The organism is Paraburkholderia lacunae (assembly GCF_003353175.1).
Lineage (GTDB): Bacteria > Pseudomonadota > Gammaproteobacteria > Burkholderiales > Burkholderiaceae > Paraburkholderia > Paraburkholderia lacunae.
The window spans coordinates 37,354-61,412 of record NZ_QHKS01000013.1 but is presented as its reverse complement, the minus strand read 5'-3'; the positions used below and the strand labels follow the sequence as shown (position 1 = coordinate 61,412).

General features: G+C 62.6%; 18 protein-coding genes and 2 pseudogenes. 6 read left to right on the top strand and 14 right to left on the bottom strand.

Annotated features, from left to right (window positions below):
• Positions 1-75: 75 nt before the first annotated feature.
• Together DLM46_RS20725 and DLM46_RS40410 are read right to left on the bottom strand one after the other, a co-directional pair.
• The gene (locus DLM46_RS20725; RefSeq protein WP_115103268.1) at positions 76-975 is read right to left on the bottom strand and encodes a LysR family transcriptional regulator; all 900 of its coding nucleotides are present in this window, start codon (positions 973-975) and stop codon (positions 76-78) included.
• Between the two features lie 342 nt (positions 976-1,317).
• A pseudogene (locus DLM46_RS40410) lies at positions 1,318-1,478 on the bottom strand (alpha-hydroxy-acid oxidizing protein); the annotation flags it as partial.
• Between the two features lie 307 nt (positions 1,479-1,785).
• On the opposite strand from DLM46_RS40410, the gene DLM46_RS20715 reads away from it, so the two are divergent.
• The 4 genes from DLM46_RS20715 to DLM46_RS20700 all read left to right on the top strand — a co-directional run bounded on the left by DLM46_RS20715 (position 1,786) and on the right by DLM46_RS20700 (position 5,906).
• Entirely contained in the window at positions 1,786-2,655 is an 870-nt protein-coding gene (locus DLM46_RS20715) for a transporter substrate-binding domain-containing protein (RefSeq protein ID WP_115103265.1), read from the top strand.
• Between the two features lie 75 nt (positions 2,656-2,730).
• Complete coding sequence (locus DLM46_RS20710) at positions 2,731-4,257, top strand: amino acid ABC transporter permease/ATP-binding protein (RefSeq protein WP_115103262.1); 1,527 nt, start codon at positions 2,731-2,733, stop codon at positions 4,255-4,257.
• Positions 4,258-4,265: 8 nt separating this feature from the next.
• On the top strand, positions 4,266-4,940 hold the full coding sequence (locus DLM46_RS20705) for a GntR family transcriptional regulator (protein ID WP_115103259.1): 675 nt from the start codon (positions 4,266-4,268) through the stop codon (positions 4,938-4,940).
• Positions 4,941-5,051: 111 nt separating this feature from the next.
• Entirely contained in the window at positions 5,052-5,906 is an 855-nt protein-coding gene (locus tag DLM46_RS20700; protein WP_115103257.1) for an urea carboxylase-associated family protein, read from the top strand.
• A gap of 49 nt (positions 5,907-5,955) precedes the next feature.
• On the opposite strand, the gene DLM46_RS20695 is transcribed toward DLM46_RS20700, so the two are convergent.
• The 4 genes from DLM46_RS20695 to DLM46_RS20680 all read right to left on the bottom strand — a co-directional run bounded on the left by DLM46_RS20695 (position 5,956) and on the right by DLM46_RS20680 (position 9,455).
• Positions 5,956-6,429, bottom strand: coding sequence for a YbhB/YbcL family Raf kinase inhibitor-like protein (locus tag DLM46_RS20695; protein WP_115103255.1), 474 nt, complete (start codon positions 6,427-6,429; stop codon positions 5,956-5,958).
• 424 nt (positions 6,430-6,853) lie between these two features.
• Positions 6,854-7,012, bottom strand: coding sequence for a hypothetical protein (locus DLM46_RS39515; RefSeq protein WP_165848025.1), 159 nt, complete (start codon positions 7,010-7,012; stop codon positions 6,854-6,856).
• A 212-nt stretch (positions 7,013-7,224) separates the two neighbouring features.
• The gene (locus DLM46_RS20685) at positions 7,225-8,238 is read right to left on the bottom strand and encodes a helix-turn-helix domain-containing protein (protein WP_244306312.1); all 1,014 of its coding nucleotides are present in this window, start codon (positions 8,236-8,238) and stop codon (positions 7,225-7,227) included.
• Between the two features lie 521 nt (positions 8,239-8,759).
• Positions 8,760-9,455 carry a response regulator transcription factor gene (locus tag DLM46_RS20680; protein WP_115103249.1) on the bottom strand — a complete coding sequence of 232 codons (696 nt, stop codon included), beginning with the start codon at positions 9,453-9,455 and terminating at the stop codon, positions 8,760-8,762.
• A gap of 255 nt (positions 9,456-9,710) precedes the next feature.
• Here DLM46_RS20680 and DLM46_RS20675 point away from each other — a divergent pair.
• Together DLM46_RS20675 and DLM46_RS20670 are read left to right on the top strand one after the other, a co-directional pair.
• Positions 9,711-10,070: pseudogene (locus DLM46_RS20675) on the top strand (IS6 family transposase); the annotation flags it as partial.
• A gap of 210 nt (positions 10,071-10,280) precedes the next feature.
• Entirely contained in the window at positions 10,281-12,158 is a 1,878-nt protein-coding gene (locus tag DLM46_RS20670; protein ID WP_115103247.1) for a hypothetical protein, read from the top strand.
• Between the two features lie 271 nt (positions 12,159-12,429).
• Here DLM46_RS20670 and tssA read toward each other — a convergent pair whose 3' ends face one another.
• The 8 genes from tssA to DLM46_RS20630 all read right to left on the bottom strand — a co-directional run bounded on the left by tssA (position 12,430) and on the right by DLM46_RS20630 (position 24,037).
• A complete protein-coding gene (gene tssA, locus DLM46_RS20665; RefSeq protein ID WP_165848024.1) occupies positions 12,430-13,569 on the bottom strand; it encodes a type VI secretion system protein TssA in 1,140 nt (379 codons plus the stop codon).
• Positions 13,566-17,810 carry a type VI secretion system protein gene (locus DLM46_RS20660; RefSeq protein ID WP_115103242.1) on the bottom strand — a complete coding sequence of 1,415 codons (4,245 nt, stop codon included), beginning with the start codon at positions 17,808-17,810 and terminating at the stop codon, positions 13,566-13,568. The genes tssA and DLM46_RS20660 overlap by 4 nt, the downstream gene beginning before the upstream one ends.
• A gap of 37 nt (positions 17,811-17,847) precedes the next feature.
• Complete coding sequence (locus tag DLM46_RS20655) at positions 17,848-18,600, bottom strand: DotU family type IV/VI secretion system protein (protein ID WP_115103240.1); 753 nt, start codon at positions 18,598-18,600, stop codon at positions 17,848-17,850.
• 36 nt (positions 18,601-18,636) lie between these two features.
• Positions 18,637-19,968 (bottom strand): type VI secretion system baseplate subunit TssK, encoded by a 1,332-nt coding sequence (gene tssK / locus DLM46_RS20650; protein ID WP_115103238.1) that lies wholly within the window; start codon positions 19,966-19,968, stop codon positions 18,637-18,639.
• Between the two features lie 96 nt (positions 19,969-20,064).
• Positions 20,065-20,631 (bottom strand): hypothetical protein, encoded by a 567-nt coding sequence (locus tag DLM46_RS20645; RefSeq protein ID WP_341868594.1) that lies wholly within the window; start codon positions 20,629-20,631, stop codon positions 20,065-20,067.
• Positions 20,628-22,046, bottom strand: coding sequence for a dicarboxylate/amino acid:cation symporter (locus DLM46_RS20640; RefSeq protein WP_115103235.1), 1,419 nt, complete (start codon positions 22,044-22,046; stop codon positions 20,628-20,630). The genes DLM46_RS20645 and DLM46_RS20640 overlap by 4 nt, the downstream gene beginning before the upstream one ends.
• Positions 22,043-22,753: a cysteate racemase gene (gene cuyB / locus DLM46_RS20635; protein WP_115103234.1), complete on the bottom strand. Its 711-nt coding sequence runs from the start codon at positions 22,751-22,753 to the stop codon at positions 22,043-22,045. Before cuyB ends, DLM46_RS20640 begins: the two co-directional genes overlap by 4 nt.
• 9 nt (positions 22,754-22,762) lie before the next feature.
• Complete coding sequence (locus DLM46_RS20630) at positions 22,763-24,037, bottom strand: dicarboxylate/amino acid:cation symporter (protein ID WP_115103232.1); 1,275 nt, start codon at positions 24,035-24,037, stop codon at positions 22,763-22,765.
• Positions 24,038-24,059 lie beyond the last annotated feature (22 nt).

Sequence of the window (24,059 nt, the reverse complement as noted above, 5' to 3'; positions counted from 1 at the left end):
TGATTGTCGTGATAGCCAGCAATAAATTTTCGTGACACCTGACGCCTAGGCCCCGCATGCCCCCGCCGTCTCCGGCTACTGGTTCATTTCCCGCATGAGACGGCCAACCTGCTCGCGCAGCCAACGATGAGCCGGGTCCGCGGTAACGCTTCGATGCCAGTAGCAATGAGACTGGAGATCCGGAAGATCGAACGGCAGCGCAAGGATCCGCGCGTCGTACCGCTGAAGGAGCACGAGGGGCGCCGTGAGGACGAGATCGGTTCGCATCGCGATCAACGGGGCGACCAGATAGTGTTGAACCCGCGTCTGAATCGATCGCCTGAGGCCCAACCTGTTCAGTTCCGCATCGACGAGACCTGTTCCCTGGGGGCGACTGGATACGTGGATATGACCGAACCCGAGGTAGTCGTCGATCGTCAGCTTCTTCCTGGTAAACGGATGGTCGTGACGCAGCATGCATGCATACCGGTCGCGGCCCACCGGCTCCTGCTCGAGGTATGGGTCGTCAATCAGCGGAGCGTCGATCGCAAGATTGACCGCACCGCTGGCCAGCGCTTCCGGGACCTCTCTACGCGTCGTGAAGTAGCTTTCGATGCGAATGCCGGGCGCCAGTCGCTGCAGCACGTCCTCCAGTGCGGGCAGAAGAAGCGCCTCCGTAAGGTCGGTCATGCTGAGCCGAAACGTACGCTCAGACGAGGCGGGGTCGAAGCGTCCTCCGACGTGAGTACTCGAGTCAAGCAGCTGCAGCGCCTCACGAACCCGGCCGATGATGTTTTCCGAAACGGGAGTCGGTATCATGCCGGCCGACGTACTGACAAAAAGCTGATCGTCGAATGCTTTGCGCATCCGCGCCAACGCATTGCTGACAGCAGGCTGAGTGATGAACAGCATCTCCGCTGCGCGCGTCAGGTTTCGCGCTCTGTAGACGGCTTCAAAGACAACGAAGAGATTCAGATCAACCTTTGACAGACGCATTTTCAAATTCCCCGACGCCACTCGAACTGTATTTCAGACTCCTCTTGTTCACGCGCATGCATCGGCGCAATGCGACGATCGGCGTGGTATCGCGGAGCAACCTCGGCGAGTCTACTCCTGCCGCTGCGAGAGGGCCAAACACGGAAATGACAACGCTTCCCGCACGCTTATCCTTCGGTTCTGCGCAATCGTAAAGACGCTGATCGGCTCGTCTGCCTGCCCGGAATTGAAAAAGACATCGAACCTGGCCAGCCAGCGCGCTCACACCACCTGATGTCCTTCCCGGCCGCTGGCCACCGCCGCACCACGGCGCCGCAAAGATTGCCAAAACCGCGGCGAATGACGAGCCGCGAGAATCTCCGGCCCAACCGAAGCGATGTCTGTGCATCCGCACAATGCCATTGTCGTATCGAGTTCTTCCGCGATGATTTCCAGAATTCGTCGCACGCCCTTCCGCCAGCTGCCGCCACTTCACAGAGCAAGGCCCGACCAATCATCGTGCCGTCAAACGGATCACCAGACCGATATTGGGGCTCCGTTTCTTCGTCACGACATGCACCGTTCCTGAACGCGTTCGCCAGTTGCATGCGCACGTAGGCGCCCGGAACTGGTGCGCCGACGTTGGGCACGCCCCTTTCGAAGATCAGGCGACGTCTCCCGCACAGCCGCGCCAGACCCACTCACAGTGGTGTCCACCTACTTCGCCATCCCCTTGGCACGCATCATGCTTATGCACAAATTATTGTTGAACAATTATTTTTTGATTGTTCAACAATGTATATTGTTACCACCCGGACGAGCGAGAACCGCATGAAAGCCCAACTTGATCTGAAATCTGTCCTGCCCTCCCTGCCACGCATCGCGAAGTGCGCCGCCGCGCTCGCGTTATGCGCCGCGTCTCAGGCGTTCGCCTCGAGCGGCGCGCCGACCGTCGCGCCCGGCAAGCTGACGATCGGCGCGGATCTGACGTATCCGCCCTACGACTACATGCAGGACGCGGATCCTGCCGGCTTCGATCCCGCGTTCATGACGAAGCTCGCCGGGCACCTGAAGCTCCAGCCCGGTTTCGTCGACACGCGTTTCGCGAACCTGATCCTCGGCGTCAACGCGAACCGCTTCGACGTGATCGCGTCGGCGCTCTACGTGACGCCGGAGCGCGCGAAACAGATCGACTTCGTGCCCTACCTGAAGACCGGCGGCTCGCTGCTCGCCATGAGCCACTCCGGTTTCGCACCGAAGACGCCAGAAGATCTGTGCGGCAAGCGTGTGAGCTCGATCAAGGGCGCATCGTGGATTCCGAAACTCAACGATGTGTCGAAGCAGGTCTGTGCTCCTGCCGGCCGCGGCGCCATCGACGTGCGCGAGTTCGAGACTTCGCCGGAAGCCGCCCAGGCCGTCCTCTCGCACGCTGTCGACGCGCAATTCGAAGACTCGGCCGTCGCGCAGATGACCGTCAACAAGCTCGGCGGACGCGTGGCGATTACGTCGGCGACCCCGCTCTATCCGGTCGTCATCGGCCTCGGCGTCAAGAAAGGCAATGACGCGCTGCTCGCGCAGTTGAAGAGCGCGTTTGCGTCGATGAAGCAGATGGGCGAATACCAGGCACTGCTCAAGCAGTACAACGTCGCCGAGCCGACCGGCGATGACATCGCCAAGGCGCTCGGCACGGCACCGAACTAACTGCGCGTAGCACGCGCAGCCTGAGGCCGGGCGCTCGCCCGTGCCCTCGTGGTTGCGCGCCGTGAGGGGAAGCACATGGTATTCGACTGGCACTACACGGCTTCGCTGCTGTTCGACGCCGCCTTCTGGAAAGCCACCTGGCTCGTGGTCGAGCTGAGCGCCGCGACCTGGCTGATCGGCATTGCCGCGGGTTTCGCCCTTGCACTCGGCAAACAGTCCGCGTTCATACCGCTACGCGTGGCATGCAGCACCTACATTTGGCTCTTTCGCAGCCTGCCGCTGCTGGTACTGCTGATCTTCGTCTATAACCTGCCGCAGGTGCTGCCGGGGACGGGCGGTTTGTTGTCCGACCCGTTCTGGGCCGGCCTGCTGGCGCTCTCGATCAGCGAAGCGGCCTACATCGCCGAGATCCATCGTGGCGGCCTGCTATCGCTCCAGAAGGGCCAGCTCGAAGCGGGCAAGGCGCTCGGCATCCGCTTTGTCGGCCTGCAACGGCTGATCGTGCTGCCGCAAGCGTTTCGCGTCGCGCTGCCCGCACTCATCAACGAGTACGTGACGATCGTCAAGCTGACGTCGCTCGTGTCCGTCATTTCGCTGGCGGAAATCCTGCTGGTCGGCGAACGCCTGTACACGCAGAACTTCAAGGTGCTCGAGACGATGCTGGCCGTCTCGTTCTACTATGTGCTGATCGTGACCGTATTCGGCCATGCGTTGAAGCTGCTCGAGAAGCACCTCGATGTCACGCGCCGCACGCAGGCTGGGGCTGCCGTCATTCCCGTGGAAACACCGCGGCCCGAGCAGGCAACGAAGGGCGTTCGCACGGCGCGATCCAGCGGCGCGGCGCGTGCGCTGGAAGCCATCGGCATCCGCAAGCGCTACGGCGATCATGAAGTGCTCAAGGGGATCGACTTGACCGTGCGCGCAGGAGAAGTGGTGTCGATCATCGGCCCGTCGGGTTCGGGCAAGACTTCGCTGATCCGCACGCTGAACGGTCTCGAGACGCTCGACGGCGGCGAAGTGCGTCTGCATGACAAGGCGTTCCTGTGGCCGCCACGCGCGCGGCATGGCAAAGTACCGCATGCGCAGCACATGCGCGGCATCCTCGATATCGGCATGGTGTTTCAGAGCTTCAACCTGTTTCCGCACAAGACGGTGCTGCAGAATGTGACGCTCGCGCCCCGCTATCACGGGCGTCTGAACGGGGCTCCGCTCGACGAATCCGGCATGCGCCTGTTGGGCAAGGTAGGCATGGCCGCGCATGCGCACAAGTATCCGCATCAGTTGTCCGGCGGTCAGCAGCAGCGCGTCGCGATTGCGCGGGCACTGGCGATGCAGCCGTCGATTGTCCTGTTCGACGAACCGACCTCGGCGCTCGATCCGGAACTGGTCAACGAAGTACTGAAGGTCATCGAGGAACTCGCCCGGGAAGGCATGACCATGATCATCGTCACACACGAAATCAACTTTGCGTTCCGTATTTCAGACCGTATCGTGTTCATGGAAGCGGGCACGATCGTGAGCGATGCGCCACCGCACGAACTGGCGGCGCTCGATAAGACTTCGCGGATCGCCAGCTTCCTCAAAGACGTCCATCTTGCATAAAACACCGTATGCCCACCTCGCACTCAACTGTTACCACCCTCACTGGCCAGGAGCCCGAGCAATCGGCCACGGACCGGATCCTGTCGGCGATCCGCGACGAAATCATCGAAGGCAAATTGCCGCCGGGCACCGCACTCGTCGAGAACGATCTCACTCAGGCGCATGACGTCTCGCGCAACACGCTGCGCGAAGCGCTGCGTCTCTTGTGCCGTGAAGGGCTCGCGGTGCATTACCGGCATCGCGGCGTGATCGTGCGTACCCTGACGCGCCACGATGTGCGTGACATCTACCGGGTACGGCGCACGCTCGAACTGCAAGCCCTCTTTCGCGAGGATCCGATCGAGGAAGATGAAATCGCTGCCATGCGCGACGCAGTCATGCACGCGCAAGCGGCGGCGGACGAAGGCGACTGGCGCAGCGTCGGCACCTACAGCCTGCTGTTTCACCGGCGCATCGTGCAGCTGCTCGGCAGCCCGCTGTTCGACACGTTCTTCACCACGATTCTGGCGCAACTGCGTCTCGTGTTCGCCTCCGCCCCTGACGAGCGGCGCTTCCAGCGTCCCTGGATAGCGAAGGATCAGCAGATTCTCGAGTTGATCGCGAGCGGCCGCACCACGGAAGCCAGCGCCGCACTCGCCGATTATCTGAAGCAATCGGAACACGCGCTGCTCGATTACCTCTGATTCGTTACACCCTCATTCCAGTTTCATTCACCGATCACGGCCACTGCCCAAACAGGCTACAGCGCGTGGCAGGCGTATCCTGTCCGCACGTCTTATGAAGGAGTCTCCCTCATGTTGAACTACCCCGCCGCCTATCAGTCCACCAAGGGTTCCGCCCTCGACCCCGACAAAGCGTTTTATCAGCGCATTGCCTCTGAGCACGATACCCGCACCCTGGTCGAATCCATCGTCGTGCCGATCCGTTCGGGTCAGGCGTGGACCGTGCCGGCCGGTCATGTGTTCCGGATCGTGACGATCGAAGGCCCGCAAGTCGCCGACCTGAACATGTGGAACCAGCACAACCCGCGCGAGCGCATGTGGGCCTCGCGCACCCGCCAGTTGCAACAGGCGCACGTCAGCACCTACGACCGTCTGTGGTCGACCCTGCCGTTCCTGCGACCGATGGTGACCATCACGGACGACAGCCTGGCCGACTACGGCGTCGACGAGCATGGCGGCCGCGTTCACGACCTGCTCGGCACGCGTTGCGATCCGTATGTGAACCGTATGCTGACTGGCGAGGATTTCCATTTCCACTGCCACTCGAACCTGACGCGCGCAATCGCTCCGTATGGCTTGACCGAATACGACGTGCACGACGTGCTGAACGTGTTCCAGTGCACCGGGTTGAACCTCGAAGACAAGTACTTCATGAAGGCATGCCCCGCGAAGAAGGGGGATTACCTCGAGTTCTTCGCGGAAATCGACCTGCTGTGCGCGCTGTCGACCTGCCCGGGCGGCGATCTGTCGGTGCCGATGTGGGGGCCGGACGCACGCGATCCGCTGGAGGTATGCCGTCCGCTCGGCATCGAGATCTACCGGCTAGCGCCGCAGATGCTGGAGGGATGGACCTCGCCCCCGGTCGCCGCGTACAAGGGGCTGCACGGGATGACGTTGCCGCAACCGCAATGGAAGTGTGGGTGTTGAGCACTGGATTTATTGGTCTTCAATCCCAGTCCATACAACGACGCATCGCTCATCGATTCTGATAGGTGCCGATCAGTTCCGCGTGCGTTAGCACGTGCCCCTGCATGGCCTTTTCAAGCGCCGCCTTGCTCGGACCCTTCAAATCAGGCAGTACGGTATCGAGCGCATATAGCTTGTGGAAATAGCGGTGGCGTCCGATGGGCGGACACGGCCCGCTGTAAGCGGCACGCTTGAAGTCATTGGTGCCTTCGAGCGTACCGCCCGGCAAAGTCTGCGCAGCAGCGCCCTCGGGCAGGCGGGTTGCAGTCGGCGGGATGTTGTAGAGCACCCAATGTACCCAGGTCATTTTTGGCGCGGCCGGGTCCGGCGCGTCAGGGTCGTCGACTATCAGCGCCAGGCTTTTTGTGTTCGCGGGCACGCCGGACCACGCGAGCGGCGGCGATATGTCGGCGCCCTGGCAGGTATGCTGGGCGGGAATCTCGCCGTTCTGTCGGAAGGCTTGTGACGTTAGGGTCAGGGTCATAATGCGCTCCTCGGCGGCAACGGTGGATGACAGCCCCGGTGTGAAGATCGACAAGACGAGCGAGCATGTCCACAAGGAACGCGAGGTCTGTGCCCAGGCCGCTCTTTCAAAGCGTTTGAGGCAGGTGTCGGGCACGTTGAAGTCGCTCATCGTCACGCTCCGTACTCAGTTCATGACGATGCCGGCGACGGGCGCGTGCCCTGCTCGAATCACGACCGAAATCGGAGTGCGGCTCATATCGTCACATCAGTACCGCCCCAGCAAAGATGGCTGTGAACGATGACGATTATCGCGCGTGGGTCGCGCGAGTGCGACGAGGAGAAAGGATTTCACCGCTGTGAAAACCACTGCCGCTGATTGTGAGCTGCAATACATCGTACGAAGCCCCGCTGGATTGCGGGGCATTTTATTTTGCGATGCCGCATTAATGTTTGTGCCGGTGCAGCCAGCCCATATGGTGCGAATCGAGCCACTGGGCCATTCCCTCTGCGGGGTGATCTCGCCTGTAACGTTGCGCCACCATGAACCCGGCGACCAACAAGACCACCAAGCCAACAACGAAGTAGATCATAGACTGGGTCATGGCAGCCTCCTTATCAGGTTGCGACCGTGGCTATATTGTAGGTCAGCGGTTCCCGAAATGGCGCGCGGTCATTGTCAACCTGCCGAGAACGGACGAAGTCACGCCAACGATGTGTCGACCGAGCCTGCGCGACATCATGCGCTCGATTAGCTCCTCGAGCTTTACATTTCCATCCGCGTGGCGTCGATGGACGGGGCACCCCGGTTCTTTGATCAGGATGCCCAGGTTCTCGCCAGCTCTCGATCTGCTGCCGTCAAATTGACAAAGTCGTTCAGACGCATTTCCTGGGGTGTAATCCCATAGGCATTCTGAAAGGCGTGCGTAAAGTGGGATGCGGTTTTGAAGCCGACTGAATAGCCAATGTCTTTGATCAGACCCCTCGGAATTCGAACGAGGTCGTCTGCGGCGGCGCGCAAGCGAAGATGTTGGATGTAAGCACCCAGCCCGCCTTCATGTTCGAACAGCCGATAAATCGAGCTGCGCGGGATCCCTAACGATTCAATCACGCTCTGGGGCGATAGCTCGCAGTCTTGCAGGTTAGCGCGAACATAGCGTCGCACACATTCGAACATGAGCGCGCGGCTGACGGCTCGCTTGCTGCCACTCAAGCCCGCCTCTTCCCCGAATGCGGCTACGATCAGTTCAACGAGGTCGGCAAGCCTGCGATGCGCGTCCTCGAACGGTATGTACCGGAAGTTCTCGACAAGCGTTTTGGCACGCTTGACGATAAGCCGCGTGCCAGGCTTGCCCGGGTCGAGCACGCGAGCGTGTATTGCTCCCGGGTCAGAGAACACTTGTTGCAGCAGGTTGCGGGGTACAACAAGCGTAATGTACCGGCACGCCTGCCGCAGTACGCGTACGGGTTGATCGAGATCTGTGGCAAGTACGCTGCCCCCACACAAGGCGGACTCACGCTTCCTGGCAAGCGTCATGGCTGAATGAGCGTCACCATCCATGAAAATAGTAAAACCGATGCCGCGTGCGTTATCGCGCGAAATACGGGCGATGGTGCGTTCGATCACGACATCATCCGTATAGGTGTCGCTCATACGGAATTCGCCGATATCGTAACGATCGTTGATGCAGATAAAGGGCAGTCGGACCTGCTCACGCGACGGCGCTACCTCGATAACATGGCCAAGCTGCTCACAATAGGCCAGCAGTTGCCGCTCTGGCGGCAGCCCGGAAACATCGAATCGGCTGTAAGCGATGCCATTCTCGAGCATGAATTGTGATCCGGTAGCAAGATAGAACGATGGGCATGCAGTCCGGTAAGGAGAGACCGCCGACAACGATCTCGCAGATGATCGCTGAGTGGATGATGAGGGAGTCACCCCGCCGCCTCCGCGCATCCAGCCAACACTTTTAACTGTGCAAGATTACCCACCAATTTTTATACACATGCACCAAGTGAAGCGGTGGGGTCGTCTCCCATTGCTGCGGATAAAGACACTGGTCCGCGCTCCTCCGGTGCGTGGCTTGGGCTACACCCACCACAAAGTGACAAAGCCCACTTGGTGTTAACGGTCGCAAAACAAAGTGGCTTAAGACGATCCGATGTAAGGATTTACTGAAAATTATGTAGGGAGTCATCGCACTCTCCACCGTGCCCATGCGGGTCCGCTCTTTCCTCGCGATGTGATGCGCAGCGCCTGCTCATCCGTGTAAATAGCGTGCGACGGCAGTTGCACCGCACGAACGGAGCATGTGTCAGGCAATCGAGCCGGGCGGCTCGAAGACAACGCCCCTAGTCAGCCACCAGTCCCAGCGTCCTCGCTTCAAAGATGGCTTCCGCCTTGGACGTGACCTTGAGCTTGCTGTAGATGCGCCGTACGAAGGTTCGCACCGTGAATTGAGACAACTGCAACAGCTTCGCAATTTCCTTCGTCGTGAAGCCCTTGGTAATGAAGCCCAGCACCTCCTTCTCGCGGGCCGATAGCAGGGACGAAGAAGCCGCGGCTAGCTCCTTGCCTGCGGCGCGGCGGGTGCCGCCTTGCCGGAAGTGCATCAGTATTTGCCTGGCGATGATCGGGCTGATTGGACTGCCGCCGCTTGCAAGGCTGCGGATTTCCTCGACCATCCCCGCAACCGGGCCGTCCTTCAGCAGATAGCCGGTTGCGCCGGCTTTGATCGAACGCATCACGTGCGTTTCGTCGACGACACTGGTCCTGACCATGATGTTGCAATCGGCCCATTTCCGGGCACCCGCGCGGATCACGTCAATACCCGAGCCGTCGGGCAATCCCAGGTCGATCAGCAGCACGTCCGCCGGTGCACCATCCAGCAGCGCCAGTCCTGCGGCACGGGAGCCCGCGACACCTGTCAATCGCATGTCCGGCGCGGCCTGCACGACCTTGCTCAATGCATCGAGAAAGGTCGGATCGCTTTCGACGATTGCGACGTGGATGGCAAACGGTTCCGAATTGGTGTTCGTGGTCTGCATACGGACGGGCATTGTCCAATTGGCGGGGACAAACCGGGTTTGTCCGATAACGCATCATCCTTAGTAGTAAGGACCGCCGCGAGGTAACGAATGTATTGGTGAAATGTGAATGTCGGAGCAATCCCCCGACGCTCCGACGGGACCTAGTATAGGTGCGCCTTTTTTAATGGATTGCTTGAGCGTCTCAGTTCTGGAACATTTTTGAGGGCATTGTCTGGTCGGCGGAGGCAGGGCACTGTCACAGTGCTGAGATGGCCGAGCAAGATCGCAACCGATCAGCTGCGCAGTTATCCGGCGGCGAAAGCCGAGATCCCCGCCCTGGCTCACGTCGGGCACGCCTTCGTCAAAGCCACCATGCGGGTCAATAACCGGGCTGAAAACAGTCGTCGGCCGACGCGCGAACGCGAGCGACACATCCCTCAAGGAGACTTCCTGCGGGGCGTGCGTGGACTCCGCGATCCTGGGCGCACGCAGACATTCCTATCGAGCTTCGGTCCGATTCGGCAGCACTTCGCGCTCAAGCGACACCTGCTACGCGCCTCACTCCATCGCAAACAACTTGCCCCCTGGCGTCGTTTCACTGAGGCAACCCAGGATCCGTCCGCTTTCCGATAAAACGTGTGCCTTCTCCGTTAATGTGTCGCGAACGCTCTACCGTGACAGCGCGTTGTAGCGCATTTGTACTACAGAGAAATATACGCCGCGCAAATATACTCATTTGCCGCGATCCAGGAAGAACACCATGCGGGCAAGCGAACCGGGCCGATTCTGTTTATTGATTACCGCAACCGGATATTAAACAGATTATCCTCAAGAGGACCTACGATGGGCAAAGCGGGACCGTTGGCGATCGTCACGCCGGATGAGTTTAGAAAGCGCACCGCGCTCACCTTCAGCAGCCGTAGCGGCACGACATTGGCACTGGACGAAGCCTACGACAACTATTACTTCGACCGCTCGGAGGGTGCCGGACGTAAGCTTTTCGCCCGCTTAAGCGAGTATCTGGCGAAGCATGGCGGCACATGGAACAAGTGCGAACGCAACGTCGCCAGCGGCGGGTTGCTCGAGTATCTGCACGAAACACTGCGGCCCGGAGCCATGAGTCCGGTGGCAGCGCTGGAAATGGACAGACGTGCAGCGGCGCGTATCCGTGACATAGAGATACCGCACGCCCGCTTCGGCGTGCTGTATCTGCTGTCCGGCGTGAGGCTCGAAATGGACGCCGTGTCGATGGGCATCGAAGGTCTCGGTGCTGTCGGCGCGGCGGTCGGCGTCGGCATGACTACCAACTTCAACCACCTCGGCAGCAAGCATGCGGTGAGCGCTGTCGCGAAGGTGGATGTCGGGAGGGTGCATGACGTGAGTGTCTCGGCCAGTCGGCTGGCGAAGGGTGGCGAGCTGACGTTGAAGGCTACGGCGTCGATCGCAAGCGAGGCGATGGCGCCGTCGCCCCCCGTCTCGGGCTCCGCGTTCGCCCGCTATCTGCCGATCAGCGCGGCTGCCCTCGACGGCGCTTCGGCCGGGCTGTCGGAAGTGTGGAACAAGAATAAGTACCTGGGCGGCATTGCCTATACCGGTGCGATCGTTGGTGCCGTACCGATGGCCGCGGTGACGGTATTGGCGGATGCAGGGCAAGCGCTCTGGGAGAAGTTGAAGAAGGCGTTCAAGGCGCTTGGCGATATGCTGATGCGCCTCTGGCGCGCGCGCTACGACGTGGCGACCGTACAGAAGCTGAGCGCGGCTCTCAAGAAGGGCATCGTCATCGCCATGGATTACGTCATGAAGAACGCCGTGCCCTTCCTCGGCGGTGCCATCGAGGTCGGCACGGGCCTCGCCCGCACGATTGGCGAGGCGTGCAGCCGTATCGCTTCGTGGGCAGACCGCCGACATATCCGAATCCAGTCGGGCCATCCGCTCGAAATCGCCAATGCAATCGAACACCAAATGTCACTGGGCATCTGCGCCGGACTGGTCGATGTCTTGAAGGGTTCAGCAAAGGTGGCGGTCAGCGTGTTCCTGCCGGGTCTCGGCAGTCTGGTGTCGGCAGTCATGTCGGCGATCGAGTGGTTGATCAAGTTCGTCAGCCGATTGGGCGAACAGTTCGCAATCGACGCATTTCTGCTGCGCGCGCGCAGTCTCTACGACACCGAGAAACGCCGCGCGCGCGCGGAACTTGTCAAGCGCCAGAATGGCGAGTCCCACTTAGTCTACGAACCTAACACTGCGAAAGGCTCGATTATCACGGACGCCAACGCGTTCACCGCGTTCTTCCGTGAGGGCTGTCAGGCGAGTCCGCTGATTCCGATGCTGGTCCTCAATTCGGGGCTCGGCGGCAGTCTGATGACGCTGGTGAAGCTGTTCGACGCCGACGGTCGCCAGTCCGCCGCGTTGCACGGCGGCCGCAAGGAATTCGACATCGGCAATGCCTACTTCACACGGCTCAAGCGATACTCGATCGACTATATGAAAAAAAGCGGATTCAAGTTCCTAAGTTTGGAACGGCCCGGCGACGCAGTCATGGCGGGATACCTCCAACACGCCACGGGTGCGGACATCAAGTTTGTAAGGTTGAAACTGCCCGGCGGCGCAGTTACGGCGGGAGACCTCGATACAGGCAAAGAACTCGATACAGGCAAGGAACATCAAAGTCATGTGGAGGCGGGTACCTGGGGTGGCCGCCTCATGGCCGCAGCACGGGCCTGAATACTGACGCGTATGCGCCAATGAGTGCAGCGGGCGTGTGGACTGGTTCAGGTCGCGTCGATGACGCACCTTGCTACCAAACGAACTGCCCGCTCGCCCTCAAGATTGCAGATATTCCACAACGGAAGGCACGCCTCTACTGCCCCCATGCTGCCGATGATATTTCGCTGATTGTTTTGACGCCAATCTGGTGACAGGGGATGTGTGAATGGGTGAAGGATTGTGCGGGTCGCTCGTAAGGTGCGTCCACGTACCGCCGCGCACACCGCCGTCACTCGAGCCCCAGCAGCAGGAAATAGCGCTCGAGACTGCCGTCCGCCTGCACGATGTCACGCATCAAGTCCCCCAGCGCCATGCTTTCCCATGAAACGGCCCGCTCGAGCAGATACGACGTCGGACTGTGCGGCTCCTGACGCCGCAGATAACGCGCGATATCGGCGAGCAGCCGGTAGGCATGCGCGCGATCGTTGATCAGTTCGACGATGCTGTACGGAAGCGATGCGGCAATCGTGTCGGTGACCATTTGAGTCTGCACCGCGACACGCGTTGCCTGCGCGTCTTCGCGGTGCGCGTCTTCAAGCGCCTCGTCCAGCGCTTCGACGGCTTCCGCAGCGGCTGACGGCTCATGCACCGCTCGATCGCCGATCAGGCTCGCTGCTGCCCGGCAAAACCGCACGAGCACCTCCGCGACGCCTTTGAAACTGGGCGCATCGTCACCGAGCCTAAGGTCGACGAGTCGCGACATCCGCTCCCAGGCCTCCCCCGCCGCGCTGGCGCGCTCCCGCAATCGCGCCAGCGCGAAGAGGTTATTGCCGCGCATCACGTGCGAATCGACCAGCTCGCGGGTCAGTGTGTTGCCGCCTTCGACAGCGGGCGCCGAGGCAAGCCGCTGGAACGCTTCGAGATTGAGTACGGGCAGGTCGTCGGACACATCGATCTGCATCAGCGGCACATGCAACGACAGCACCCGTGCGATGGTTCTGGCGAACCACGCGAAAGGCGCAGCCCGCACTTCGGCGTCGCCGTCCTCGAGTTGCGGCCAGGCTGTTTCCCAATAGCGCTCGACGAGTCCCGTCATCACCTCGACACCGGCCACGAAACCATCGATATGATTCACATGCGTCCACGCTTCGCACAGCCACCCCGCAAGCTGAAAATCCTTGCTACGCGTGCGCAACGCGTCGCCGCTCAGCGCCGCGACTGCTTTCCAGTCCGCTTTTGCAAGCGGGCGCTCCCACTCGCCCATCGGCAGCGAGGCATCGTCTTCGTGTCGCGCCGCACGAATCTGCGCGTAAATCGCAGCGCCGCGCAGCGACGTACCCGCGCCGCCGCCATCGGGCAATGCGCCGAGATAGCTCTCCACGTCGATAGTGAAATCAGGCTTGGTGTGCAGCGAATACGGTGTGCTCATAGTGCGTTCCATTCGGGCGCGGATGTGGGGAAGCTGCCAGGCCAGGGCAGCGACGTCTTGCTGCCGGGAGAACTCAGCGTGAGCCGGATGAACACCTGGCCGCGCGCCTGTTTCGGCAGGAGCGCAAGGTCCGCGGCGCTCACTGTGCCTATCGGGAATTCGAATCTGAGCAACGGTCCCGACGCGCGTTCACGCGCGAAGGGGTCGGCAATGCGCTGCTGCGAGATGAACGAAAAAAGCGCCCACGGGTCGGCGAACTGCCACGTCAAGGCGCGGCCATCCGTCGAGAACGCACGCTGCCCCGGATCGTTGATCGCAGTGAGCGGCGAGTCCTTCGCAAAGCGCAGCACGAGCGTGACGGGCATGCCGTACTCCCAGTGCAGCGTCCCCGGTGTGTCCTTCATCGAAACGCTTTGTGTCCCTACCCTGAGCGTCCAGTCGATCACCTGGTTTGCCGCGATCTCGCCCGTCCGGTTCGCGCGGAAATCGACCCGCAAGTCATAGCCCGTCGGCGCCCCGTCGTTTGCCGGATACAGCGGCGCGAGAAGCGCCGCCATCGGGTCGAACCGGTCAGCGAACTCGCGCACAGCTGCGCTACCCCCGACGGCCCTCTCGACGGCGCCGTTGCGCGTCTGTTGCAAAATCTTCGAGGCGCGTTCGTATTGCCGCAGCGTCTGCCCGAGTTCGGCGAAGTCTGCGGGCGCCCCTTGCGCACTGCCCGCACCTGCTGCACTACCCGCACTGCTGTGGCCGACAAGTCGCGCAGGAACGCCGAACGGCTGGTGCCCCGCGACGTACTGGTTGAAGGTCGACGCAAAAGCGTCCCATTGCTGGCGCAGTTCAGCGTTATAGCTCTGGCCGCAGCGCGCGAGCAGGCTGTCGTACAGGCGCATGTGCAGCGAGGTGAAATAGTCCCCCGCGCCGCCGGCAGACGGCCGTGGCGGGAATCGCCCAATACAGTCGCCCCCACGAGCATCGCCCGCCACCGTCTGGACGAACTGCTCCAGCATCAGCAGACTGCTGTTCGGATTCTTGAGCTGGTAGCGGCCCAGATCGAGTTCGATCGCCTGCCAGCGCTGCGCCAAAGGCGCTGCCGCATCGGCTGTGCTGAGTGCGGACAGATAGGCCGCCGCCTGCTTGCCGAGCGTCGCGGCCCGTGCCGCCTGCTGGTCGAGATAGACGCCCAGTTGCGCCGGGTCGGCAATTCCGAATGCAGCCAATACAGGCGCATGTGTGCCGCCACTCGATACTGCGCCTGCCGATCGGGTCGCATACAGCTCGGCGTGCATCAGCGCATCGTCGACGAGGCGCAGGTGCTCCATCGCATCGCGCGACATCACCGCGTCGAGATCGGCGGTTTGCGCCACCGCTTCCATGTCGGTGAGCGCCGCGCGTATCTTCACGAGACGGCTGCGCGCGGCATCGAACGCGGCGCCGTCCGGTTCGCCCTGCGCCGGTGACACGGTGGCAGCCGCCGCCACCTGATCGACGATGAGTCGCGCGAACTGCACGTCGAGCGCCTGTTCCACGACGGGCCGCAGCGTATCGGGAATCGCGTTCAGACCTTCCACCAGAAAGTGCTTGCGCACCTCACCCAACGCCAGAGCCTGATCGAGTTGCGCGCGGTCCCACGTCACGGTCGAACCTTCCGGTATCGACGGCAACGAGAGGTCGCGCGGCACGACCATGAATGGCTGGTTCAGCAGTTTCAGCAGACCGTCGCGCAGTGCGAGTCGCGCGGGTGAGACCGCGTAGCGCGCCTCCTTGTCGACCCACACGATGCCGGCATCGCCATCGCCGAAGCGCAACGCCAGCTCGCTCCTGAACGCCTGGTACGCATTGCCGGAACGCGACCGCACGCGCGCAACGAGGTCGGGGCCAAGCAGACGGCTCTGCGCGGCGCGCGCAAACGTGCGGTCGTAGATCGAACCGGGAACGAACTGTGTCTGCTTCATCCACCCGCCCTTGCCCGAGGCCAGCAGATCCTGCTGCGTACCGATGGCCGATGCGATTGCGCGGTAGTCGCCTGTGAGCTGGGTAAAGTCCGCCTGTTTGTTGTCGTTCACCGACAGATTGCCGAGATGGCTCACAACCGCGCGCTCGGCATTCAACAGCGGGTTGCCCGCGAAGATCGCCTCATCGAGCTGCTGTGCGCCTTTGTCGAACGTGCAGCGTAACGCCCGCTGCACGATGGGCAGATTGATGCCGCCCGCGCCGTCGGCGGCGTAGGCGTCGCTGCGGTCCGGGTCGCGATAGAAGTACGGCAGACTCCCGGCGACGTTGCCCTGCAACTCCGCACCGAATGCGTAGCGCACGGCGAGGCGAAGCGCGTCGGCATTGGCCGCCGATGGCCTCTGCAACTGCTGCATGGCCTGCAGCGCCGCGTCGAGCTGATCGACCGCGCCGACGTAGCGCTGCAAGGCACGCATCGTTGGCGCATCCTCGACGGCAAGACTGTCCGCGCCACGCGCATCGGCACTCGCCGCCGCGGGCGCTGCGCAATCATCGCCGACGATCAGTTGCCCCGTGCCCGGATCGCTCGCGATACCCGTCAACGTCCCGACGCGTTCGAGCATCTCGCGCTCGAGCGCCGTCACGACGATCTCGCCGAATTCGCGTTCGAAGCGTTGCCGCACGCGTTCGTTGAGATCGTCGACGACGTTCCACGAGCCGGGCATGACGATCGACCAGTCCGTGCCGGCATGCAGCCGGTCGTTCACGCCGATCAGCGCAAGCGCCTTGCTTCGATACCAGTCAGCGGGCAACTGCTGGCCGCCATGCTCGGCAGACGCGCGTTCCTGCGCATTCTTGCGCAGGTCATCGAGGGCAGCCGCGAGCGCGGCATGGCGATGGTTCAACTGCACCGTTGCGACGGCGAGCCCGATGCCCCAGCCGCCAAGCAGCGTGAGCGTGCCCCAGTGCAGCGTGCGATTGACCAGCGGCCGCGCAAGATGCTGGGTGCGCGACGGCCGGGTCAGACCATATTCGAGGAAGATCTTCTTTTCGAACAGGTCTCGCAGGAAGGCAGGCTGCAGCATCAGATCGTTGACCAGCGATCCCGCCTCGCGCGGGCGAACCACTTCACCCGATGCCGGGTGCGCATCGGCCTGATCCGCGTGGTCTGTGCCCGCCTCTCCCGCGCCGGCATCATCGCCGCTGGTCAGATAGGGCTCCGCACCGCGGCCATAGGGATCGAAGCCAGCCTCCATTGCGTCAATGCCAGCCGGCGCGTTCTCGTCGACGCCCGCTCCGCTGAGTTCGCTGGTGTCGCCCGTCAGGTAAATACCCCGGAAGAAAAACGGTTCATGGTATGCACTTGGCCGCAGCAGTTCGTCCACGTAGAGCTGCAACTGTGAACGGATCGCAGCGATGCGAGCGGGCAGCAACAGAATTTCACGTGCGTCGAGATGTCCGGTGTCGAGCGTGAAAAGCTCGGCGCTCGCGTCCGACACCGCGCGTTCGATGCCGGTCATGGCGGTTTCGACCCAGCTCGCCTGGTAGGTCACCGACAGGTCGTACGGCGAAGACCAGCCGAGCATGCCGGCGCGCAGCGGTTCAGGCAATGCCCGTGCAAAAGACGTGAAGCCAGCCAGCGATTCACACCCTGTCACGACGACATACAGGGCGAAGCGCATCGCGAAGCGGTTCTGCGCGAGCCACAAGCGCCGATGCGCGAGCTTCGCGTGACGCACGAGTTCGAGTCTCGCGTCGGTATCTTCAGCGAGCAGCATCGCGGCAGGGACCGTCACCACGACTGAATCGAACGGCCGCTGCGGCCGATAGTTGCGGCACAGGCTCAGGAATTCGTCCCAGGGCTTTTCGTCGGTGTCTTCATCGGGCGAGCCGAGGTAGGCCGCCTTGATGTCGATCACGATGCCGCGATCGAAGAACTGCCACGCAATGCCCTGAGTCGCGGCCAGCGTGGCGGCTTCCGAACTCAGCACGCTCGCGACGCCGGACTGCGCGATCGGCAGCGGACTCGGGTCGTCGCCTTCGTTCAGCACGAGAATCCACGGCACGTTGTAGCGCTCGGCTCGCGACGCGATATTGCCCTCGACCAGTTCGACGGCCTGGCGAAACGCGTTGCGCAACGAATCGGTGCGCATCCGGACGATCTTGCGATCGCCCGTCGTCTTGTTCTGCGCACCGTGCGCGGCAAAATACACGACGACGCCCAGTACCGCACACACGACAACGATGAGAACGGCCAGCGAGAGCAGGAACAGGTCGCTCGTCAGCATGCGCGAACTCCAACGGGTTTCAGTTTGTGCGTCAGGCTCATGAACTCACCCTTTCCACGCTGTCGCTGTGAAGCGCCTGGCGCACCGACCACGACTGCCAAAGCCACAGCAGTTCCGAAACAGCGAGTAGCGCAACGACCGCGAGCAGGACCATCATGGTCCAACGGCTCACGGCAGGCAGCTTGCGCGGCGCGATGTGCGAGATCGTGTTGGCGTACGCGGCTTCTGCCAGTAGACGGTCGCGCCCGCCCAGACCCGCCCGCCGCTGATAGATGAATTCGTAGAGTTCCTCGCGGTAGCTGCGCAACTGCGCGGTGGCGTCCGTGCCGCGAAAACGTCCCTGAAAACCCATCGCAAGCGCAAAGAGAAAAAGCCGCGCAATGTCGCGGCGCGACGGCTCGCGATCCGACAGGAGTTGCTCGATCTTGCGGAATACGAGGTCGCCGGCGACATTCGTTCGATACAGCGTCGATTCGAGCAGACAGGTCGTCCAGCATTCGCGGCCGATCCACGGCGTGTTTAGCAGCAGTTCGTCGGCGAGCACGGCCTTCAGATAGCGTGCGTCAGCGAGGTTCTCGATATCGAATCGCGTGCTGTCGCGGCGGGACTGCAAGGTCTGGATCTCCAGCAGATTCAGCAGGTGGCGGCTGACCCGCTGGGCCGCGAGTTCCGGCGTCGCGTCGGGCTCCTCGGAAAAGCGCCGTTGCGCTCTCACCAGTTCATCGACAAAGAGGCGAAACTGCACCATAACGATGTCGTTCTCTTCAAGTTCAAAGGGGTTGCGTGCCATGTCCGATCTGTTTTCCTTAATGAACAGCCCTTCTGATCAGCCCTTCACGAACAGCAGCATTTCCTGCGGCCGCTGCACGCTCGCACTCTCATTCAGATTGCCGATCACGAGCGTCTCGCTTGCGCGCACGAGTACCGCATCGGCCTCGATCTCGAACAGCAGATAACCGGACCCGGAACGCAGTCCCAGTTCCTCCGCGTGGTCGACAACGCGTCGCCGCGCCCCGAGCACACGACGGCTGCGCAGCGACGGATAGACCGATTGCGAACCCACGGTCGCGCCATCCATCCACGCCCGCAGGTCGCGGTCTGACTGACCGCGCAACCCGACCACCAGCCGCTCGCCCACCCATTCCGGCTGCAAGGCGATCTCGAAAGCGCTGTGGCGGAATTCGAATTTGCGCTCGCGGTAGCCTTCGCTCACCTCGGAGATCGCATCGCGCAGCGCCCACAACAGCGGCGTGAATACGGCGAGAGGATCGGCGTGGTCGTAGTCGGGCGGCACGGGCGCAAGCCCGCCGTGCATGAGCATGCTGAGCGAGCCGCTTAGCGAGGCGAGCGCCAGGTACAGCGCGAGAGGATGCAGGTGCGGCGTGCGCAGTACGGCTTCGGCATGCGGCAACGCGGTGACCAGGCTGCGCAGCCGGTCCTTCAGTTCGAGCTGCGTGAGCCGGTCTTCGGCCTTCGACGACGGAATCACTGTCTGTCTTGCGACGAATGCCGCCTTGCCGCGCAATTGCCCGAGCAGCGCAGAAACGGTCGTCCAGAGCGGATTGTCACGGGCGATCTCGAGCAGAGGCGGCAAGCGTTCGCCCAGCCGTACCACCTCGTTATCGCGATACACCGAACCGAGCCGCAACGAGACATACATCGCCGACGGCAGTTCACCTGCCGCGAGCGCAAGATCGGGGATAAGGCGCGGGATGTCGGCAGGCGGTGCCTGCGACACTTCGTCGGCGACGGGCGCGCCCGCCGTCGAACGGAAGCGGCGTATCTCGCTGTCGTGACGCATCGAAGCGCCGACGGGAAGCGTCAGATAGAAATCGATCGGCCCGTTCGCGAGTTGTTCGGCAAACGGCTCGAGCGACAACTCGAGCCGTCCGTGCTGGCTCGACTCCGCCGAATACGATACAGCCGTGCCGTCGGGCATGATTGCGTCGAGCGCCAGCACACGCAGCACGCCGGCGGGCAGCAGCCCCTGGTCGAAGACGAGGCGGCGCACGCCCCAGCTGAACGGCGTGGCGGCCAGCGTCTGCCACGCAACGAGCGAATCGACGCGCGCATTCATCAACTGGAAGTGCTGCGGGGCAAGCAGCATGCCCTCGAACCATTCGACCCGGTCGACAACCGGTTGAGCGCCTTCACTCATGGCTGTCGCTCCGCGGAGAAAAGGATGCACGCAACCATGCAGCGCGCTTGCGCGCCGCCATGGAATCGATGGGATGGATAAAACGCTGACATAGGTTCATTTCACGGCCGAAACGGAAAGCGTGTTGTCGTCGAGCTGCACGGCAAGCCGGCCGCTGAACTGTTCGATCCGCACGCGGTGCGCGCCGGGACCGGCATAGTTGGCGAAGACGAAGGCCGCTGCCACGCGCGGACGATCGAATGTGTCGCCGGGGACATCGAGATGCTGGCCGGGCACGAATTCCCAGCTCCGGTATCCGATGCTCTTCGGAAATGTGCTGACCAGATCGGCACGTCCAGCAAACCATTTCGACGCCGGCAGCTCCGCGATTCGCGCAAGCATCGCTTCGTCGGTGACGAACACGACGTCGACGGCGACGGGGCTGTTGTTGTTCACGTCGTCGCTGGCACTGAAAGCCATCGCGTCCCACTTCACCTTGTCGCCCTTGAAGCTCAGGACGGAAGGCATCGCACATCCCCCAAGCGACGCTGCGATGCATGCGGTCAGGCACCACGTCGCGAGCTTGCGCGCGAAGTCCGTCATGGCCGCGTGGACCCTGCTCGGCGCACCGGCCGCCCGTGTCGATGCGGATTGGCAGCTCGTCCAGTTCGTCCCATTCTTCATTTGGCACCTACTCCAATGCCCATCAGTACGATCAGCAACCCGACCGTCACGACGCATCCCGTCGCCAGTGCAAGCTGCATGCGGTTGAACGCAAAACGGAACACCGCATCCGGCTGCGAAGCCATCTGCAAATCCGTCGTCGACACGCGCTCGGAGGGCAGTCCCGCTGAAACGAGTGCCACCACCATGCAGACGGAGAGCAAACTGAGTAGATTGCGCGGTCCTTCGCAGATCAGATCGATGGCCACGAACAGCACGCCGGCCGCCTCGACGGGCAGTTGCAGACTCGACAGCACGATGCCCGCGTAGCCGACACCCGCCACACCGCTCTGCCCTGCGGATACGAATGCCGCGAACATCGATGCCGCCGCGACCATCGCGATATCGCCCGCATCCAACGGACGTCCATAGAGATTCGCGACGAACACCGTCGCCAGCGCGAAATAGAGCGCGGAGCCGGCGCGTACGAACACGGCCCCGAACGGCACCACCAGTTCCGCCACGCCACGGCTGAATCCGAGCCGTGTGCTCATGGCCTCGATCGTGTGCGGAATCGGCGCCGTCGCGCTGCCCGAGGTCAGGCCGACGAGCATGGGTGCCTTCAGCATGGCCATCACGCGTGCGAGTGGCACGCCCGCGCGGGCCGCGATTGCCGCGATCGCGACACAGGACAGAAACAATGCGCAGAGCACGAACCACAGCAGAAATCCGCTCATCGCACTGAGCATGGCCCCGCTCGTGTGCCCCGCCACATGCGCGGCACTGCCGAACACGAGCAAGGGCAACAGCAGATTCGCATGTTCGATGATCGCCTCGAACGTCCTGTAGATGCTTTCGAACACACTGTTCAGCACACGGGTCTGCGCGCCGGACAGCGCGGCGAATGCTATGCCGAACAGGATCGTGCACGTCAGAATGCCGAGCGCGCGACCGTCGGCGAGCACGCGATAAAAGTTGTCGGGCACCACGTCGCGCAGCGAGATCGCGGACAGCGCGTGGCCCGGTTCATGCGCCTCGAGCAACGACATGCGCAGGTCTCCCGCATCGCTCGCGCTCTGCAGCACGGCCTGTCCCAGTTGGACGCGCGCACCGTCCGAAAGATGGGCGCCCGGCGCCGCGGCGATACCCACCAACGTGCCGCACACCGCGCACAGCGCGACCAGCGCGAGCGCCAGTGACAGCATCGAGCCGATGCGCAGCTCGGGGTGCGCCAGCGCCAGCAGTTGCCGCAGGCCGCAGAACATCGCCACGACCAGCAGCGGCACGGCAGCCATATTGACAAGCGCCAGGTAGATCTGTCCCACGACGGCCGCGAACACGCCCGCCGGCCGCACCAGCGTGCCGGCCACGATGCCCAGCCCGAGGAACAGGAGCAACCCGAGGGTACTGTTCGAAAGACGCTTCAGCACCTTCATCGGCGTACGTTCCAGCCGCGGGAAAGACCATATGACACCGTCGCGCGCGCCAGTTCGAGCGTGCTGTCCACGAGTGTCATGGCAGGCGCCTTCAGATGCCGCGCAGCAAGCGGAATCTCGGTGCAGCCCATGACTGCCGCCTCGGCGCCGCGCGCTTCAAGATCGAGCAGTGCCGCCCGGAGATATTCCGCGGAGCGGGCGAGATCGCCCGCCTTGACGGCATGGATGCAGGCGTCGAGATTCTGCTGGGTGCCTTCGTCCGGCACCACGGGTACGATGTCGCGCGCCGCGAGGACGCGCTGGTAGAGCCCCGAATGAAGCGTGCCGCCCGTCGCGAGTACGGCTGCACAACGCGTGCCCGGCGGCATGGCGGCGACACAGGTTTCAGCGATATGCAGCATGGGCGCTCCGCTGCGCGCACGCATCGCGTCGTACCAGTAGTGCGCCGAATTGCACGGTACGGCGATCAGTTCGACGCCGTTGCGGTTGAGCATATCGATACCGTCGAGCAGCGCCGGCAACGGATCTTCACCCACCCCGAGCATCGCCTCCGAACGATCGGGGATATGCGGTAAATTGGCCACGAGCAGCGGCAGATGTTGCTGGTCGCACAGTGCCCCTGCGGTGCTCGTCAGCTGGATGATCCGCTCCATGAAATCGACGGTCGCAAGCGGTCCCATCCCGCCCAGAATGCCAATCATCGCCATGCCGTTCTCCTAGATCTTGAGCGGACGCGGACAGATCACCGACACCGCCGCCGTGTTGCCGATGACGAGAATCAGCGTGCGCAACATATCGCACAGGGGATCAACCGCGAGGAACAGGATGAACGCAGCCTCGAAGGGCAGACTCAGATAGACGCAGGTCATCCCGATCAGCGAAACCGTGACGAGACCTGTCATGCCTGCCGACGCGAATCCGGCGAGCACCGACGCGAACAACACCGTGCACACCTCGACGACACCGAGCGAGTGACCGTACAACTGGGCAATGAAGAACGTGGCGCAAACGTAGTAGACCATCGGGCCGATGCGCAGCAACGACACGGTCAACGGCACCATCAGCTCGACCCTGGCGCGCGGGAAGCCCAGCCGCTCAACCATGCTTTCGATCATGCTCGGCATGCAAGCGGCGCTGTTGCGCGTCGCGAGCGCAAGCGCGAAAGGCGCGCGCAGCGCGGTGAGTGTCGTGCCCAGCGAGCGGCCCGAACGCTTCCAGATAACGGCGGCCGACAACGACAGCAGCACGACGGAGGCCACGAAGAAAGCAATGACGAACTGCAGCATCGCGTGCAACGGCCCGACGCCCGATTTGCCCAGTTGCGCAGCGCTCATGCAGAACAGGATCAGCGGCAATGGATAGCTGAGCCAGTGCATCAGTTTCTGGCACGCGTGATAGATCGTTTCGAGTGCCTGGCTCAGCCCGACAGAAATCCGCTCCGGCACCCGACCGACTGCGAGTCCGAACAGCAGTGCGAATACGAGTGTCTTCAACGCCTCGCCGTTGGCGAGCGCGGCGAATATGTTCGTGGGCACGAGACTGGTCAGCACTTCGACGAGGCTCACGCCTTTCTCGACCGTGTCCGTGCCGTAGAGATGCATCACCACTTCGTTCGAAGTCGAATCGTTGCCGACCATCAGCCCGAACGTCTGCATGGTCGAACTCGGCAGGTTGATGCCTGGGCGCAAGACGAGCAGAACCAACGCGCCGACGAACGCGACCGTCGCCGACGCACCGAGGAATACCATTACGACGCGCAGCATCAGCCGCGCCGTGCCGCCTTCGCGGAACAGGCGCTGCAGGCTGAAGATCACGGCCGAGACCATGAACGGCAGCGTCGTCATCTTCAGCAGATTGACGTAGACGTCGCCGACCACGGCAAATCGCTGTGCCATCTCCGGCAGCACCAGACCGAACGCGCCCCCGAGCGCGAGACTGCCGATCACCACCCACGGGTTCACGGCCCACGCATAGATCCTGCTGGAATTCATTATTGCTTCCCCGACTGGTCCG

What these genes read in the sequence shown, in the direction of transcription:
- DLM46_RS20725 (WP_115103268.1), bottom strand. Translation starts at nt 975, where the DNA reads ATGCGTCTGTCAAAGGTTGATCTGAATCTCTTCGTTGTCTTTGAAGCC.
- DLM46_RS20715 (WP_115103265.1), top strand. Translation starts at nt 1,786, where the DNA reads ATGAAAGCCCAACTTGATCTGAAATCTGTCCTGCCCTCCCTGCCACGC.
- DLM46_RS20710 (WP_115103262.1), top strand. Translation starts at nt 2,731, where the DNA reads ATGGTATTCGACTGGCACTACACGGCTTCGCTGCTGTTCGACGCCGCC.
- DLM46_RS20705 (WP_115103259.1), top strand. Translation starts at nt 4,266, where the DNA reads ATGCCCACCTCGCACTCAACTGTTACCACCCTCACTGGCCAGGAGCCC.
- DLM46_RS20700 (WP_115103257.1), top strand. Translation starts at nt 5,052, where the DNA reads ATGTTGAACTACCCCGCCGCCTATCAGTCCACCAAGGGTTCCGCCCTC.
- DLM46_RS20695 (WP_115103255.1), bottom strand. Translation starts at nt 6,429, where the DNA reads ATGACCCTGACCCTAACGTCACAAGCCTTCCGACAGAACGGCGAGATT.
- DLM46_RS39515 (WP_165848025.1), bottom strand. Translation starts at nt 7,012, where the DNA reads ATGACCCAGTCTATGATCTACTTCGTTGTTGGCTTGGTGGTCTTGTTG.
- DLM46_RS20685 (WP_244306312.1), bottom strand. Translation starts at nt 8,238, where the DNA reads ATGCTCGAGAATGGCATCGCTTACAGCCGATTCGATGTTTCCGGGCTG.
- DLM46_RS20680 (WP_115103249.1), bottom strand. Translation starts at nt 9,455, where the DNA reads ATGCAGACCACGAACACCAATTCGGAACCGTTTGCCATCCACGTCGCA.
- DLM46_RS20670 (WP_115103247.1), top strand. Translation starts at nt 10,281, where the DNA reads ATGGGCAAAGCGGGACCGTTGGCGATCGTCACGCCGGATGAGTTTAGA.
- tssA (WP_165848024.1), bottom strand. Translation starts at nt 13,569, where the DNA reads ATGAGCACACCGTATTCGCTGCACACCAAGCCTGATTTCACTATCGAC.
- DLM46_RS20660 (WP_115103242.1), bottom strand. Translation starts at nt 17,810, where the DNA reads ATGCTGACGAGCGACCTGTTCCTGCTCTCGCTGGCCGTTCTCATCGTT.
- DLM46_RS20655 (WP_115103240.1), bottom strand. Translation starts at nt 18,600, where the DNA reads ATGGCACGCAACCCCTTTGAACTTGAAGAGAACGACATCGTTATGGTG.
- tssK (WP_115103238.1), bottom strand. Translation starts at nt 19,968, where the DNA reads ATGAGTGAAGGCGCTCAACCGGTTGTCGACCGGGTCGAATGGTTCGAG.
- DLM46_RS20645 (WP_341868594.1), bottom strand. Translation starts at nt 20,631, where the DNA reads ATGAAGAATGGGACGAACTGGACGAGCTGCCAATCCGCATCGACACGG.
- DLM46_RS20640 (WP_115103235.1), bottom strand. Translation starts at nt 22,046, where the DNA reads ATGAAGGTGCTGAAGCGTCTTTCGAACAGTACCCTCGGGTTGCTCCTG.
- cuyB (WP_115103234.1), bottom strand. Translation starts at nt 22,753, where the DNA reads ATGGCGATGATTGGCATTCTGGGCGGGATGGGACCGCTTGCGACCGTC.
- DLM46_RS20630 (WP_115103232.1), bottom strand. Translation starts at nt 24,037, where the DNA reads ATGAATTCCAGCAGGATCTATGCGTGGGCCGTGAACCCGTGGGTGGTG.